Annotated in this window: 13 protein-coding genes; 12 read left to right on the forward strand and 1 reads right to left on the reverse strand. The window is 58.1% G+C overall.

Annotation, left to right across the window (positions count from 1 at the left end; genetic code table 11):
• Nucleotides 1-161 precede the first annotated feature (161 nt).
• From ABIL25_08160 to ABIL25_08215, 12 genes are all read left to right on the forward strand, one after another.
• Nucleotides 162-740, forward strand: coding sequence for a GyrI-like domain-containing protein (locus ABIL25_08160; GenBank protein ID MEO0082248.1), 579 nt, complete (start codon nucleotides 162-164; stop codon nucleotides 738-740).
• Between the two features lie 253 nt (nucleotides 741-993).
• Nucleotides 994-1,263 carry a 30S ribosomal protein S15 gene (gene rpsO, locus ABIL25_08165; protein MEO0082249.1) on the forward strand — a complete coding sequence of 90 codons (270 nt, stop codon included), beginning with the start codon at nucleotides 994-996 and terminating at the stop codon, nucleotides 1,261-1,263.
• A gap of 3 nt (nucleotides 1,264-1,266) precedes the next feature.
• Nucleotides 1,267-3,480, forward strand: a complete 2,214-nt coding sequence (gene pnp, locus ABIL25_08170) for a polyribonucleotide nucleotidyltransferase (GenBank protein ID MEO0082250.1) — start codon at nucleotides 1,267-1,269, stop codon at nucleotides 3,478-3,480.
• 57 nt (nucleotides 3,481-3,537) lie between these two features.
• Entirely contained in the window at nucleotides 3,538-4,779 is a 1,242-nt protein-coding gene (locus ABIL25_08175; protein MEO0082251.1) for a pitrilysin family protein, read from the forward strand.
• Nucleotides 4,780-4,817: 38 nt separating this feature from the next.
• Entirely contained in the window at nucleotides 4,818-6,026 is a 1,209-nt protein-coding gene (locus ABIL25_08180; GenBank protein ID MEO0082252.1) for a pyridoxal phosphate-dependent aminotransferase, read from the forward strand.
• Nucleotides 6,023-7,258 carry a glycosyltransferase family 4 protein gene (locus tag ABIL25_08185; GenBank protein MEO0082253.1) on the forward strand — a complete coding sequence of 412 codons (1,236 nt, stop codon included), beginning with the start codon at nucleotides 6,023-6,025 and terminating at the stop codon, nucleotides 7,256-7,258. Before ABIL25_08180 ends, ABIL25_08185 begins: the two co-directional genes overlap by 4 nt.
• Complete coding sequence (locus tag ABIL25_08190; protein MEO0082254.1) at nucleotides 7,259-8,644, forward strand: MFS transporter; 1,386 nt, start codon at nucleotides 7,259-7,261, stop codon at nucleotides 8,642-8,644.
• 77 nt (nucleotides 8,645-8,721) lie between these two features.
• Nucleotides 8,722-9,825, forward strand: coding sequence for an aminopeptidase (locus ABIL25_08195; protein MEO0082255.1), 1,104 nt, complete (start codon nucleotides 8,722-8,724; stop codon nucleotides 9,823-9,825).
• Between the two features lie 323 nt (nucleotides 9,826-10,148).
• Nucleotides 10,149-10,730: a 2-oxoacid:acceptor oxidoreductase family protein gene (locus ABIL25_08200; GenBank protein ID MEO0082256.1), complete on the forward strand. Its 582-nt coding sequence runs from the start codon at nucleotides 10,149-10,151 to the stop codon at nucleotides 10,728-10,730.
• Nucleotides 10,731-10,791: 61 nt separating this feature from the next.
• On the forward strand, nucleotides 10,792-11,082 hold the full coding sequence (locus ABIL25_08205; GenBank protein ID MEO0082257.1) for a 4Fe-4S dicluster-binding protein: 291 nt from the start codon (nucleotides 10,792-10,794) through the stop codon (nucleotides 11,080-11,082).
• Nucleotides 11,079-12,233 carry a pyruvate ferredoxin oxidoreductase gene (porA, locus tag ABIL25_08210; protein ID MEO0082258.1) on the forward strand — a complete coding sequence of 385 codons (1,155 nt, stop codon included), beginning with the start codon at nucleotides 11,079-11,081 and terminating at the stop codon, nucleotides 12,231-12,233. The genes ABIL25_08205 and porA overlap by 4 nt, the downstream gene beginning before the upstream one ends.
• A gap of 71 nt (nucleotides 12,234-12,304) precedes the next feature.
• Nucleotides 12,305-13,243 (forward strand): thiamine pyrophosphate-dependent enzyme, encoded by a 939-nt coding sequence (locus tag ABIL25_08215; GenBank protein ID MEO0082259.1) that lies wholly within the window; start codon nucleotides 12,305-12,307, stop codon nucleotides 13,241-13,243.
• Between the two features lie 73 nt (nucleotides 13,244-13,316).
• Here the strand turns inward: ABIL25_08215 and ABIL25_08220 are convergent, their stop codons facing one another.
• Nucleotides 13,317-15,512 carry a FlgD immunoglobulin-like domain containing protein gene (locus ABIL25_08220; GenBank protein MEO0082260.1) on the reverse strand — a complete coding sequence of 732 codons (2,196 nt, stop codon included), beginning with the start codon at nucleotides 15,510-15,512 and terminating at the stop codon, nucleotides 13,317-13,319.
• Nucleotides 15,513-15,704: the final 192 nt, after the last annotated feature.

A 15,704-nucleotide genomic window follows, 5' to 3' on the forward strand; every position in this document is an offset into this window, starting at 1 on the left:
GTCAGATTATGCCTCCTGTTTCGAGTACTTTTCTTACGTGAGGCAACGGGGTAGCTTCGAGTACATTTTTGGTGAGGCAACGCGAGAGCTTGACAGTAGTTACTGCCGGACTAGTATTCGCACGCCGCACGCAATCTCAAACGCGGCGAAAGGACAACATGATGCACAGAACACTGCTGGCCACGGCCGCATGCTTCGCCATCCTGGTGATGGTCGGGTGTGGCAGCAAAGCCCCGCAACCAGCGGGGAAAACCGAAGAACCGAAGTTCACAGCTTCGGTCAAGATGCTGAACGAGACGAACGTAGCGTACTTGACCCGGACCGGCCCGTACGCGGGCGTAGGCCAGGCAATCAACGAACTGTTCGCGTGGCTGGAAAAGTGCCAGGTGAAACCCGCAGGCGGACCGTTCGCTGTGTTCCTGACCGGATTTGAGGTACCGCAGGAAAGCGCAAAGTGGGAAGTGTGCGTTCCGGTCCCAGCTGAGACCAAGGGTGATAAAGACGTCGCAGTCAAAGCAATGCCGGCGACACAAATTGCCGCTGCGCTGTACATCGGGCCATACGACAAGGTTGGCCCGGTGTACGAGCAGTTGATGAAATGGGTTGATGAGAACGGGTATGTCGTTGCCGGGCCGTGCATGGAGTTCTATCTGTCTGATCCATCCAAGACCCCGGCCGAGTCGCTCAAGACCGAAATCACCTGCATCGTCAAACCCAAGGCTGAAGAAGGACAGAAGTAGGTCAACGGACAGATTCCGAGCGGGGCGACCAGAAGGTCGCCCCGCTAGTAGCCTAAGCCGGTTTCGCCAGGTTCAGAACCAGCCGGAATCAACAACCCGCGGCCGACCGGCCCGGGTCTCGCACGAAGTCCTCCCTGGACAAGTTTGTTCGGAGCTCGCCGCTACGCTGACTTGCGGTCATATTCACAGCTACGTCCTCCAGAGGTTGACAAGTGCTGGATTTTGGGTATCCTTGCATCCGGAGGAAGTAAGAATGCCTATAGCGAAAGAGAAGAAGGAACAACTGATTCATCTCCATCAGTTGCACGATACCGATACTGGCTCGCCCGAGGTTCAGATTGCGATTCTGAGCGAGCGGATAAACCTGTTGAGTGAGCACCTGAAGGTGCACAAGAAGGACAAGCACTCCCGCCGCGGGCTCATCAAGATGGTCAACGAACGCCGGCGGCACCTAAACTACCTTTCCGAGCACCATAAGAGCCGCTACAAGAAAATTGTTGATGAACTAGGGTTGAGGGGTTAGACCTTGACCCGCGTCGAGAAACAAGTCTGCGGCCGCAACCTGTCATTAGAGTTCGGCCGTGTTGCCCGACAGTCTGACGGTGGGGTATTGGCGCGCTACGGTGATTCAGTCATTCTTGCCAGTGCCGTGTACCGGAAGGACCCGATCGAGTCCTATCAGGACTTCTTCCCTTTGACCGTTGACTATCGCGAGCTGGCCTACGCCGCCGGGAAAATCCCCGGCGGTTTCTTCAAGCGCGAAGGCCGGCCCCGCGACAAGGAAACGCTTACCTGCCGTCTCATTGACCGACCGATCAGACCGCTCTTCCCAGACAACTTCCGCAACGAAACCCAGATTGTCGCCTTTCTGCTCTCAACTGACCTTGAGAACGAGAGCGACCTCTTGGGACTCATTGCTGCCTCAGCCGCACTGACCGTCTCAGAAATTCCATTCCTCGGGCCAATTGGTGCCTGCCGTGTCGGCAAGTTCGGAAACGAGTTCGTTCTCAATCCGCCGATGACAAGAGAGGACGAGGCCGACATGTGGATGATGTACGTCGGTATCGGTGACCTGGTGATGACCATTGCCGGACAGGCCAGAGAAGCTAGTCCTGAGGATATTGACCGGGGCTGGGACCTGGCGGCACCGGTCATCCGTGAGACTATTGACCTTCAGCTTGAGCTTCAGCGACAGGTCGGCAAGCCCAAGCTCAGGACCGATCAGCCGCTGGTCGCGCCCGAGCTTGAGGCCGAAGTCCGCAAGCGTGCCGCAGACGGAGTCAGGGCCGCCAATAACATCCAGGACAAGCTCCAGCGCGGAAATGCCCGCACCGAACTGGTTCGCAAGCTGGTCGCCGACCTTGCCGAGACTTTTCCCGAATCCGAAGCCGCAATCAAGGGCGTGACGGACGCAATGTTCGGTGAAGACATGCGGCGCCGAATACTTGATACCGGCATCCGGCTTGACGGCAGAAAGGAAGGTGAGATTCGGCCGATTGAATGCGCAGTCTCGGTCCTGCCCCGGACCCACGGCTCGGCGCTCTTTACCCGAGGCCAGACTCAGTCCCTTGCCGCGACTACGCTCGGCACCAAGCAGGACGAACAGGTCGTGGACGACGTCGAGCTTGAGATGGAGGAGAAGAAGCGGTTCATGCTCCACTACAACTTCCCGCCCTTCTCGGTCGGCGAGGTCAAGTTCCTACGCGGACCGGGCCGCCGGGACATTGGCCACGGTGATTTGGCTGAACGTGCCCTCGCTGCTGTCATTCCGCCCGAGGAGAACTTCCCCTACACCATCCGGGTGGTTTCGGACATTCTCGAATCGAACGGCAGTTCCTCGATGGCCTCGGTCTGCGCCGGCTCGCTTTCGCTGATGGACGCGGGGGTGCCGGTCCGGGCCGCAGTTGCCGGCATGGCAATGGGCCTGATTGTGGACGGCGACATCGCCCGGGGTGCAAAGTACTCCCTCGTCACCGACATTATTGGTGACGAGGACCATTATGGCTACATGGACTTCAAGGTGGCCGGCACCCGCAAGGGCATCACTGCGATACAACTCGACCTGAAACTGCCCGGAGTCCCCTACTCAGTGCTTGCTGAAGGCATCCGCCGCGCGACTACAGCTCGCCTGAAAGTGCTCGACATAATGGACCAGACCCTGGCTCAACCCCGTCCTGAGATATCACGGCTTGCCCCGCGCATCGTATTCCTTAAGATCGACCGCGAGAAGATCGGCACGGTCATCGGTCCGGGCGGCAAGACCATCCGCAAGATTACTGATGAGACTGGCTGCACCATTGACATCGAGGACGACGGTACCGTGACTATTGCCTCGAACAAGGTCGAGGCTCTCGAACGGGCCCAGGCCTGGGTCGAATCGCTCGTAGCTGAGGTCGAAGTCGGCAAACTCTATCTGGGCACGGTGACGAGAATCATGAACTTCGGCGCCTTCGTTGAGATACTGCCGGGCAAAGAAGGAATGGTCCACATTTCCCAGCTCGCACCGACGCGGGTCCGCGCCGTCGAAGACGCGGTCCGAGTCGGCGACAAGGTCTGGGTCAAGGTTGTAGAAATTGACGACCTTGGCCGGATCAACCTGTCACGCAAGAAGGCAATGGAAGAACGGGGCGAGATTCCACCTTCAGACGACTCAGGGATTGCGGTCCGGCCCGAACGTCGCAACCATTCGCGGGACAGCGATCGCGACCATAGCCGGCGCCGTTCCCGGGAACGGCGCTAGAAGAACGCTTGGCCTTTGGGCGCTCCCGAGTTTGCAACCGACGGCATCCGAACCACAGTGCTGTCAAATGGACTTCTGCTCATTACCGAACAGTTGCCCCATGTCCACTCGGTCTGCCTCGGGCTTGCGTTCCGGATCGGCAGCCGGGATGACCCTAAGGACCTTGTCGGTCTTTGCCACCTCAACGAGCATATGGTGTTCAAGGGCACGGACCGGCTGTCCGCGCGCGACATATCCTATGCGGCGGAATCGCTCGGCGCGGAGCTGAACGCTTTCACCGACAAGGAAACGACCTGCTTCTACGGCCGGTTCCCGTCCGACCAGCAGGTTCCGGTCACTGAACTTCTGTGTGATATCGTTGCGCGACCGGCCTTCAACCAGCTTGAACTGGAAAAGGAGAAAGGCGTAATCGCCGAGGAAATCCGGAGCGCGGACGAAGACCCGGACTCAAAAACATTCAACCTGACTTTTCAGGCATTCTACCAGAACCATCCGATGGGTTGGCCAATAAGCGGTACTTTGGATTCGCTTGCCAGAGCCGAACCCGAGTTTCTACGCCGGGTCTATGCCGAACGATACCATGTTGGTACCGGGCTTGCAGTTGCGGTTGGCGAAGTCCGGACCGACGAACTGGCTCAGTGCATCGAACGCACACTTGGCCACTGGCCCAGGTTTGCGCCTCCGGTCCGGACAAGACCGGTTCCAGCTCCGGCCGGCGAGATGGTTGAAACCCGCCGCGACCTGAGCCAGGTGTACATCTGCCTCGCAGTACCGGCATTCCCTTTTGCCGACCTGAGACGTCACGCATTGGCCATCTTCAACACCGCATTCGGCGGCGGACTATCGTCCCGTCTGTTCCAACGCTTGCGCGAAACCGAAGGTTTGGTATATTCGGTGTCTAGCTTTGCCGAGCTCTTTGAAGATTCCGGGTTCATAGGTGTGTATTTCGTGGCCGAGGCAAGTAAGCTAACCCGCTGCCTTGAGGTCATCACCGACGAACTTGAGCGGCTGCGCCGTCACCGGTTCGGGTCGGACGAAATCGAACGCGCCCTTATCATGACCCGAAGCTCGATTCTCTTGGCTTTGGAAAGCCCGACCAGCCGGATGCTGCGACTGGCCAGAAGCCAGCAACTATTGGGACAGGTGCAGCCACTGGACGAGGCACTTGCATGTCTCGACCGGGTGAAGCATGCGGAAATAAACGACTTGGCGGACCAACTGTTCAGCGCCCCGGGCTTCTGCGTCGGTGCGGTCGGCCCGATTGAACCGGTCGAACTGCGCCGACTGCTGCCACGCTAACGAGCCGGCCTGGTCCGGGTACGAAAGAAAGGAGACGTATGCCAGGGAAGGTGACAATTTCCGAACGGGGGCGGCTGATGCCGGCCTCGCCCATCCGCAAGCTCGTGCCCTATGCCGACCGTGCCCGCTCACGCGGCGTCAAAGTATATCACCTGAACATCGGCCAGCCGGATGTGGAAACCCCGGCTGAGATGCTGGCCGCCTATCGCGGGCTTGACCTGAAAGTCATCGGTTATGGCCCGTCCAACGGCCTTACCGCCTATCTCGATGGCCTGGTCCACTACTACGCCGGCGTCGGAATCACGGTCGAAACGAAGGATATCCTGGTCACGGTCGGTGGCAGCGAAGCGATTGCCTTCGTCTATGGTGCCATCACCGACCCCGGAGATGAGGTTCTCGTACCCGAACCGTTCTACACCAACTACGCTGGGTACGCATGCATGAGTAGTATCCAGCTTGTGCCGGTGACCTGCCGGGCCGAAGATGGATTCCACCTACCGCCAGGCCGGGAGATCGAATCAAGACTGACTGAGCGTACCCGGGCCATCCTCGTGTCCAACCCGGGCAACCCGACCGGTGTCGTTTACACAGCCGATGAGATGGCGATGCTCGCGCGGCTCTGCCTTGAGCGGAACCTCTACCTTGTCGCCGACGAAGTGTACCGCGAGTTCATCTACGACCCCGGCGTCAAGCACCACAGCGTGATGAACCTTGCTGGCCTCGAGGACCGTGCAATTATGGTTGACTCGGTGTCCAAACGCTACTCAGCGTGTGGTGCCCGAGTCGGGTGTATCGTCTCCCGTAACCACGACCTGATGCAGACAGTCCTTAAGTTCGGCCAGGCCCGGCTCTGCCCACCGACAGTTGACCAGCTTGCCGCGCTGGCCGCGCTGTCCACGCCGGCTTCGTACTTTGCCGCGGTGCGGGATGAATACCGCCGCAGGCGCGACCTGGTATGCGACGCCTTGTGTGCCATGCCAGGAGTACTATGCCAGCGGCCGGCCGGAGCCTTTTACGTCGTTGCCCGTCTGCCGGTAGACGATGCCGAGCAGTTTGCCATCTTCATGCTTGACGAGTTTCAGGAGAACAACGAGACCGTGATGGTCGCACCAGCAAACGGGTTCTACGCCACCAAAGGTGCGGGCCAGAATGAAGTCCGCATCGCCTATGTCCTGAACTGCGATGACCTCGCACGCGCGATGAGTCTCCTGGCCCACGGCATAGAAGCGTACAACAGAAGGAAATGACCGCTGGTCCCATTGAGCAGCGCACCCAGCTCGAACCTGTCCAAGCGGACAGACACCCAAGACAGCCGCTGCGTATCTGCATGGTATCCGACAATTACTATCCCTATGTCGGCGGCATCCCGGACCATATCCATAACCTCTCCGTCGAGCTGCGCAAACGGGGACACACCGTAAAGGTACTGACTACCAACTTCGGCGGCAAGACGGTCGAAACTCTACCCTGCACACCGGACGAAGACCAGGTGTACCGCATCGGTACCGGACTTCTGGTCCGCTCCAACAAGTCGTTTGCCCGGGTGCCGATCGCCTGGCGGCCGGTGCACCGGGTAAAAAGATATTTTGCTGCCGAACGGTTCAACATCATCCACATTCACGGCTCGCTCGCACCAACTTTACCGCTTGTCGCCATCCGAGCATCCGAGTCAGTGAATGTCATCACTTTGCACTCCGACTATCAGCGCAGTATTCCCTACGTGCTTTTCTGGCCTGAGTTCCGTCCCTACTTCCACCACCTCCACGGTCTGGTTGCGGTCTCCGAACGGGCCCGCGACTCGACTGCCCGGTACTTTCCCGGCCCGTATCGGATAATCCCCAACGCGGTAGATGTCGAGACGTTCCGGCCCGACGTCACACCTATCCCCGAACTTGACAACGGCCGGCCCAAGGTACTGTTTCTTGGCCGGTTCGAGCCACGCAAGGGCCTCAAGTACCTCCTGATGGCAATGCCGGAAATCGTCCGCCAGGTTCCCGACGTCCAGCTTATCGTGGTTGGCGCCGGCCTGTTCGGGTATGCATACAAGGGGTACCTGGACAAGGAAGTCGAGGAGCACGTTCACTGGGCCGGTCTGGTTCCGAATGACGCCCGACCGCACTACTACGCAAGCTGCGACGTTTACTGCTCGCCGGCAATCGGTTTTGAGAGTTTCGGTATCGTGCTGCTCGAAGCAATGGCAAGTGCGAAGCCGGTCGTCGCCTCAGACATCGAGGGGTACCGCAAGGTGCTGGAGCATGGCCGCGAGGGCCTGCTTGTGCCGCCCCGTGACGTCGATGGTATTGCTGCCGCCATCGTACAACTGCTCAAAGACCCGACCTTACGCCAAAAGATGGGCGCTGCCGGCCGACAGAAGGCCTTGCGCTACTCCTGGTCCCGGGTCGCTGACCAGGTTGAGAGCCTGTACTACGAACTGCTCCAGGCCTATCCGGTTCCGCGTCTTGGCCGCCGCACGAGCTAAGTGGACGAAAAGAAGGCCATCGAAGGGGGTTCTGATTGTCGGCCTGAGGCACCAACCACGGTTGTCATGAACAACCGCAGCCAGTTGCTGCCGGTTTTGCGCATCCCGGAATTTGTCGTCTTCTCAGTCTCCCAGGCAGTCTCGCTCTTCGGCGACAAACTCGACTACATGGCGCTGCTTGCAATGATTGCCTACTTCGCCGAGGTGCTCAGATTGGATAGCGCCCGAGCGATATCTTTTCTCTCGGTCGTTGTTGCCCTGCCAGTGATACTTTTCGGCCCACTCGCCGGAATACTCGTTGACCGATGGGACCGGCGTAAGGTTATGGTCGTCTGCGATTCGGCCCGTACCGTGCTGGTTCTCCTGATACCGCTCGTCGCCATTGCCACAAAGAGTCTCTATCTCGTCTTTACAGTCGCCTTTGGCGTATTCCTGTTCGGTCTTTTCTTCAATACCTCGCGGCTTTCAATCATTCCCAACCTTGTCGGTCCGGAGAGGGTCCTGGGCGCAAATTCACTCATGAACCTCATCGGCCGGGTCGCCACGCTCCTCGGCATGTTCCTGGGCGGGCTCATCGTTGACTGGTCTGGCTGGCTTGGTCTTGGCATACGACCAACCTGGACTGCGGGCTTCTATCTCGATGCCCTTACCTATCTCGTATCGGTCATTGCGCTGCTTGTCATCTTCCGCCGCCTGGCCGGAGCTTGGCATCCGCCGGAAAAGCGGCTTACCGTTTCCGACGAGGCCCGGATGTTTCTCGATCAGCAGTCCAAGATGCTGCGCGAGGTAAAGGAACTCTGGCAGCTCGTAACGAGGGAACCATCGGTGTTCTTCGTCAATTGCACGGTCCTTGCGTACGTCATCATGGGTGCTGCGGTCCTTGTGCTCTACATCCCGATTATTCAGTCTGGTCGCGACGCGGGCGGGGTCGGACTCGGGACCAAAGGCGTGGGCTATGTCGCTGCGATCGGCTCAGTCGGCCTTGTCGTATCCTCAATGGCCTACGGCATTATCGGTCACCGCCTGCGCAAGCACAAGGTGATGCTCGGCTCATTTCTCGTGCTCGGACTCATCGCGATGGCACTGGCAATTTCCCGACAGTTTGTCTGGGTCGCGCCGCTCGCGCTCCTGGCTGGACTTGCGCTTTCGCCCATCAACATCGGCATGGACACCTTGCTCCACGAATCGGTCCCTGAATCGGCCCGTGGCCGGATCTTCTCCACCCGGGAGTGGTTGCTACATGTGTTTTTCGCCGGGTCGGCCTTCGTTATCGGCCAGCTCACGAACTTCTTCGCGGTCCGACATCTGCTCTTCACCATCGGCGCAACGGTCGGGCTTGCGTCCATTGCTGGTTTCTTCGCCACCCGTGGCCGCAGTATCGGATAGAAGTAATGAACCAATGACCAATCTTCCAATGCCCAAACGGCACGTCTGTTTCCGTTTGTCCAGAAAGGAGAATCCTGATGCCTGACATAAGAATCAAACGGCTGGCCCGACTCCTCGTCCGCTACAGTATCGGCGTCAAGAAAGGCGACTGGGTGCGGATTGAAGGTCCAGCCTTGGCTGAAGAACTAATCCGCTGTGCGATGGTCGAAGTGCTTCGTGCCGGCGGTCATCCGATGCTTCGCATCTCGCTGCCCGGCACCGCTTACACGTTCTACCACCATGCAAACGACGACCAGCTCCGTTTCATCGCACCGAGCGAGAAACTCGAGGTCGAACGAATCAACGGCCGGTTGTTCTTCTGGGGCGGCTGGAACACCAAGGAACTGACCGGTATCCCGCCCCGCAAACTGGCCCTTGCTGGCCGGGCGCGCAAACCGGTCTTTAACCGGATGCTTGAGCGTATCGCCAAAGGCTCGCTCCGCTGGTGCGGCACGATGTTCCCAACCAATTCCTCGGCCCAGGACGCTGAAATGTCGCTTGAGGAATACCAGGATTTTGTGTTTACAGCCGGCATGCTCGACAAGAAAGATCCGATTGCCGAGTGGAAAAAGGTATCCAGGCGTCAGGCCCGGCTCGTCCGGTACCTGAACCGGCTCTCAACCATCAGGATTGTTGCACCTGACACCGACCTGTCTTTCAACGTGCGCGGTCGCAAGTGGGTCAACTGCGACGGCCACGTGAACTTTCCGGACGGCGAAGTATTCACCGGCCCGGTCGAGAACTCAGCCGAGGGCAAGGTCCGCTACACATTTCCTGCCGTGTACCAGGGCCGCGAAGTCCAGAACGTCAGACTCGTGTTCCGCCGGGGACGGGTCGTCGAAGCGAAAGCAGACAAAGGTGAAGACTTCCTCAAAGCGATGCTTGGCACTGATGCGGGAGCCAGACGGGTCGGCGAACTCGCCTTCGGCACGAACTACTCAATCAAGCGCTTCACCCGAAACACCCTGTTCGACGAGAAAATCGGCGGCACGGTCCACATCGCACTCGGCGCGGGTCTGCCTGAAACCGGCTCAAAGAACCGGTCCGGCATCCACTGGGACATGGTCTGCGACACGCGCAAGGACTCGGTCATCTACGGCGACGGCAAACCCATCGCCCGAAACGGCCGATTCCTTATCTAATCACAGCGACTCCGGCCTGAGTCCTGATTCGGCAGACGGATCTCATCAGCTTGTCGCTGGAATGTCGCCAGCAGCAATCCAGATGACCAAACCCCATGCCTTTCTATACCTCCTCTTTACAAGAGGAGGCATAGGGTGAAGGTGGTGTCTCGGACAAGTCTCAGTAGATTCGCGTCAACTCTTGGGAAGTGCAAAGGCCGAATTGACAACGTGCCAGAGCGGGCTAACATAGCAGTCCGCACAACAAGTAGACAGCAGTGAGTTGGAATAGGAGCAGACAAGGTGAAGCAGGTTCAGATTCCAGAATTGACTACGGAGGTATGATGTCAGAAGTTCTTGAAATACGCTGGCACGGTCGCGGCGGCCAAGGTGCAAAGACTGCGGCGCTTCTGTTTGGCGAGGCCGCGCTCGATACCGGCAAATTCATTCAGGCCTTTCCAGAGTACGGGCCGGAGCGGATGGGCGCACCAGTGCAGGCGTTCAACCGGCTGTCGGATGAACCGATTCGTACCCACTCCGGCATCAAGGAGCCGAAGATAGTGGTAGTTCTAGATGCGTCGCTCATCGAAACGGCCCGGGTCACCGAGGGTCTGAAGGAAGATGGTATTCTACTGGTGAACACCACTGAGACGCCTGAAGAATTGCGGAAGAGGGTAAGACTGCCGGAAAACATCAAGGTCTATGCAGTGGACGCCTCGAAGATAGCGATGGAAACAGTGGGCAAGAATGTGCCCAATACGCCAATGCTGGGCGCACTGGTGAAAGTCACCGGGGTTCTGGAGTTTGAGCCGATGATGAAAGCAATCGAACACAAACTTTCCGAGAAGTTCCGAGGCGGCAAGGAAAAGTTCATCAAACCCAATTTAGAGTCGGTGCGCCGGGCGTACGAAGAGGTGAAAGAATGAGAGAACACGCTGGATTCCATCTACGGGATTACAGATTGCAGAACAACTGAAGGACGAGGATATGACAAAATTGAAGAGCTGGAAAGAACTACCGTGCGGCGCGATTATTGACGACCCGAAGGCGGTACTGGAAAACAAGACCGGTGCCTGGCGGTCTCAGCGGCCGGTGTGGAACAAGGACAGGTGTATCCATTGTCTGACCTGTTGGATTTACTGCCCGGACGCAGCCATTATTGTGAAGGACGGCAAGAATCAGGGAATCAACTACGACTACTGCAAGGGCTGCGGTATCTGCGCTTCGGTCTGTCCGAAGAAGGTGCAGGCGATAACGATGGAACAGGAGCGGAAATGATACTGGCGAAAACCGGAAACGAGGCTCTGGCCTACGCGATGAAGCAGATAAACCCGGATGTGGTAGCTGCTTACCCGATAACGCCTTCCACCGAGATTGTGCAGATATTCGCTGGGTATGTGAACGACGGTTTGGTGGATTCGGAGTTTGTGGCAGTCGAGTCGGAGCACTCAGCCATGGCTGCCTGCATCGGAGCCGCCGCCTGCGGCTGCCGGACAATGACCGCGACCGCGTCCCAGGGCCTTGCCTTGATGCACGAGATGCTGTTCATCGCGGGCGGTCTGCGTCTGCCCATCGTGATGCCCATCGCCTCCCGTTCGCTTTCCTCGCCCCTGAACATTCACGGCGACCACTCGGATTCACTGGCATCGCGCGACTCAGGTTGGATGCAGTTCTTCTGCGAAACGGTGCAGGAAGGGTACGACACACTAATCCAGGCGGTGAAGATTGCCGAGAAGGCCTCATTGCCCGCGATTGTCGCGGTGGACGGGTTTATCCTCTCGCACTGTCTGGAGCGCATCGAGTCGTTCGAGGACAAGAAGGTACGGGACTGGCTCGGGAAGTGGAAGCCGAACTGGGACCTTCTGGACATCAAGCACCCGATTCTAGTTGGCCCGGCCACGATGCAGGACTACTATTTCGAGTTCAAGCGAAGCCAGATCGAAGGAATGAACAGGGCGCTTCCGATTGTGGAAGAGGTGCAGGCCGACTTTGCGAAGCAGTTTGGCCGAGGGTACGGAGTCATCGAGGAGTACAAGACCGAAGATGCGGAAGCGGTCGTGCTTCTGATGGGCTCGGCCTGCGGCACGATGCGCGAGGCGGTTGATGCGCTGCGCAAGCAGGGCAAGAAGGTTGGAATGGTCAAACTGCGCGTGTACCGGCCGTTACCGCACCCGATTCTGAAGCAGGCGCTGGCCAGGTTCAAGACAGTGGCGATTATGGACCGGGCCGATGCGGTAAACTCCTATGGTGGCCCGCTCTTCACCGAAGTGACGTCCTTGCTCTATGACCTGCCGCAGCGACCCAAAGCGCTGGCCTATGTGTATGGCCTGGGCGGTAAAGAGTTCACGCCTGAGGATGGAATCGGTGTTCTCGAGCAGGCACTGGCCGGCAAGAAGGATGCGCTGGTGACTTATGTAGGAGTGAGGTAGGCAATGAGAATTGATTTCAGATACCAGATACCAGATGCCAGATTGCAGAACAGGGCGCACAAGGAGCAGACATGGCGCGGCTAAAGGACCTGTGTAAGAATCCGGAGTTGTTTTCAAGCGGACATCGGGCATGTGCCGGCTGCGGCGAAGCGCTGGCGGTGAGACAAGTGCTGCTTGCCACCCCGCCCAACAAGGTGGTAGGCATCATGCCGACCGGGTGTACCGAGATATTCTCGTCCATCTATCCGCATTCAGCTTGGCAGATTCCGATGATTCATACTGCGTTTGAGACTGCGGCCTCGACTGCGGCCGGAGTCGAGACTGCGTACCGGTTCAGAAAGAAGATGGGACTCATTCAGGACGACCTCAAGTTCATCGCCTTTGGCGGCGACGGTGGCACTTATGACATCGGGTTCCAAGCTATCTCCGGCGCCTTCGAGCGCCGGCACCGATTCCTTTATGTATGTACGGACAATGAGGGCTATATGAACACCGGTATTCAACGGTCATCGGCTACGCCTTACGGTGCGCACACGACCACCTCCCCCGCCGGCGAGGTCGTGCCGGGCAAGCAGATGCATCGCAAGGACATAATGGAAATCATTATTGCCCACAATCCGGCCTATGCGGCTCAGACCACGGTTGCCTTATGGAACGACCTTGTAACTAAGGTCCAGAAGGCCCTCGCCGCAGACGGGCCGTCGTTTCTGAACATACTGGTGCCGTGTCCTCTGGGCTGGGGCCATCCAGGCGACATGACCATCGAGCTTTCCCGGCTTGCGGCTGACACGTGCTTCTGGCCCATCTACGAATACGAGAACGGCAAGTACAAGATAACCTACGAGCCGAAAGAAAAGAAGCCGGTTGAGGAGTTCATGAAACCACAGGGTCGGTTCGCGCACCTGTTCAAGGACGAGCAGGGTAAGGCGATAATCGCCGAGAATAAGCGCTACATAGACGCGCAGTGGGCCCTGCTTCATAAGAAACAGGAAGCGCTCTGCGTGGCGTAGGACAGCGCAAACCCAATCTCAAACACAAGCAAGCGGGCCGGCATATGCCGGCCCGCTGCGCAGTCGAGACTCTCTAGTCCAGCTTGAGCAGACTGATGGTGACTTGACGTCCGCTAGCTTCCAGCCGACAGAAGTAGGCACCGGCTGGAACAATTGCTCCGGTTGCGTTTCTGCCGTCCCAAGTGATAGAGGTGGCAGCTAACGGTTCTTGACTTGCCGTGCGAATCGTGCGGACCAGATTGCCACAGGCATCGTAGATTCTCAATTCCGTTGGGCTGTTGGCCACAACCCGCAGGCTGACAGCCGTACGGAACGGATTCGTCTCAGCTTCAAGCGTAAGGTGCGAGGCGTGAGGCACGAGTCCGTGTTCCGCGATGCCGGCACCGGCCTTGACCGTCACGTACTTGAAAAGGTCGTTGTTCTCAAGGTGCACGTCTCCGTTCACGGTCAGCGTGCAGCAGGCGATGTGGGTACCTTCGTTCCGGGAACGCCAGGTTGGGAAAGTCAATGTAGTCTCGGCTCCGGCTGGCACGTTCTTCTGTCCACCGCGTGCGTAGTTATCGCCCGGTATTCGAAACACAGCTCGGACAACTTCTTCCTCAGTTCCGTAGTTGGTAATACGAATCTGCGGAATAATGACACATCCGGTATCAACTGTATCGGGTGGACTGAGAATCGCCGTCAACGCACAGTCCCTGACCCGGACTCGGACTGAGCCGTCTTCGCAGTCATTGTCCGGATACTGGTCGCCGACAAGCATGGTTGTGCAACGCAGAGCGAACGTACCGCGGGTCGGCGCAGTCCACGCACGGAACGATACTCGACATGTATCGAGCTGGGCAAGGTTGGATACGTACTGGGTATCGCAGTAGGTCGAGCCGATACGCATCACTACCGGAAATGTCGCAGCAGCCTGGCCGAAGTTGCGGACCTTTGTCTTTGGCACTACCGTCTGACCTGAATCCAGGACTCCGGTCGGAGTCGGACCTTCGACGACACCGACATCCGGGTCATAGCGCTTCATCCTCGATAGCGCGTAAACCTGAACCCAGGTGTCTGGAATCGCAAGCGGGGTGTCGCGCGAGCGGATGATATTGGCCCAGGGTAGATACTGGACTGAGGCATATACTATCTCACCCTCTTTGCCGTCCGGCAGGTCGTCGTAGCAGCAGACAAACGCCGAGTCGGTTTCAAGGTTCTCGATATAGTCCGCACCGCCAGTCATGTCGAACACAAGGTTCGTTGCCGGGAAGGGCCGGTCCGTGCGTGGCCAGCGCCAGGTCCGATAATCGTAGAACCAGAGCGGCACTTCGCGCTTGCCGACGAGGAACGTGATGCCGACCCGGTCCCGGGCCGGATGGTTGATGCGCACCCGACCCAGCATCTTGGGCTCGTAGCCGATGGTGTCCTCCATCCAGCCAACCTGTTGCATCGAAAGGTAGAGGTCCATCGCCGCTGCATAGGACATCCAGAAGAATCCAGCCTGACCCCAGCCTGAACCCCAGGAGTTAACACAGCGGAAGGCACCTGGCCCGTCATTGGTCGTGAGCGTATCATCGTAGCCGCAGATTGTTATCAGGTGGCCGCCACGGTTTGAGCCGGTGCGGTCAGCAGCACAGTAGGTATAGTTGTACAGATGGATATTGTCGAAATTGCCCCAGACCCAGATTGCCAGGCAGGAGCTGAATCCGTTGTTCAGAAGCTGTTTTATGATACCAATTCCAGAGCTGTCGCGGACCCAGGCCCAGTGCCATGTCTTGCACCGAAACGGAATCGCATTGATATACGCCTGCTCGGTCGGCCAGGACAAGGGGTCATTGTCACGGTAAGGACAGTCAACCAGGCTTGCGCAACCCTGGTCGCACATCAGCCCGAAGTTGTTCGTAAACCCCGAGCCATAATCCCCGCCGCCGTTTATCTGATTGTAGGTGAACGCCGGGCTGAACTGGTGATTCGGGTCGGTCAGACTCCAGTGTCGTTCAATGTACTCAAGATGGGTACGGTGGTAGTAAGTGGTGGCCCAAGACGCACACGAACCCTGGCCACCCTGGTTCCCGACCGGCGGCATCTCGTGCGACAGGTCAACCCGGAATACACGGTGATAGTCCGGCACACCCGGAGCCGGCAGCACAGTCTTAACCTCATGGTCCGGTGCAATCTTCTCCAACTCTTCGTAAATCATGCCGGTTGGATGTAACTCGGCCTGGGCAATGCCAACACCGATCACAACGACGGTGCAGAACAAACACGCGGCTATCGTAGAACGCACATTCTCTCCTTTTGTCACTCATACTCTGCCAGGAACTTGTGCTGGCGCAGTCAATATACCGTCCTGGATAAACAGGTCAAGGCTGCTGGTGATACCTGTTGCCTCATATATGGATGTACTCGAGGACGCCCCGTTGCCTCAGAATACATTTGTACTCGAATCATGAGCTTTGTCCAGCTTGAAGTCGAGATG

The sequence above is a fragment of the candidate division WOR-3 bacterium genome, from assembly GCA_039801365.1.
Lineage (GTDB): Bacteria > Hydrothermota > Tepidihabitantia > Tepidihabitantales > Tepidihabitantaceae > JBDRUN01.

Coding starts and splice junctions, on each gene's coding strand:
- ABIL25_08160 (MEO0082248.1), top strand. CDS start 162: ATGCACAGAACACTGCTGGCCACGGCCGCATGCTTCGCCATCCTGGTG.
- rpsO (MEO0082249.1), top strand. CDS start 994: ATGCCTATAGCGAAAGAGAAGAAGGAACAACTGATTCATCTCCATCAG.
- ABIL25_08180 (MEO0082252.1), top strand. CDS start 4,818: ATGCCAGGGAAGGTGACAATTTCCGAACGGGGGCGGCTGATGCCGGCC.
- ABIL25_08185 (MEO0082253.1), top strand. CDS start 6,023: ATGACCGCTGGTCCCATTGAGCAGCGCACCCAGCTCGAACCTGTCCAA.
- ABIL25_08195 (MEO0082255.1), top strand. CDS start 8,722: ATGCCTGACATAAGAATCAAACGGCTGGCCCGACTCCTCGTCCGCTAC.
- ABIL25_08200 (MEO0082256.1), top strand. CDS start 10,149: ATGTCAGAAGTTCTTGAAATACGCTGGCACGGTCGCGGCGGCCAAGGT.
- ABIL25_08205 (MEO0082257.1), top strand. CDS start 10,792: ATGACAAAATTGAAGAGCTGGAAAGAACTACCGTGCGGCGCGATTATT.
- porA (MEO0082258.1), top strand. CDS start 11,079: ATGATACTGGCGAAAACCGGAAACGAGGCTCTGGCCTACGCGATGAAG.
- ABIL25_08215 (MEO0082259.1), top strand. CDS start 12,305: ATGGCGCGGCTAAAGGACCTGTGTAAGAATCCGGAGTTGTTTTCAAGC.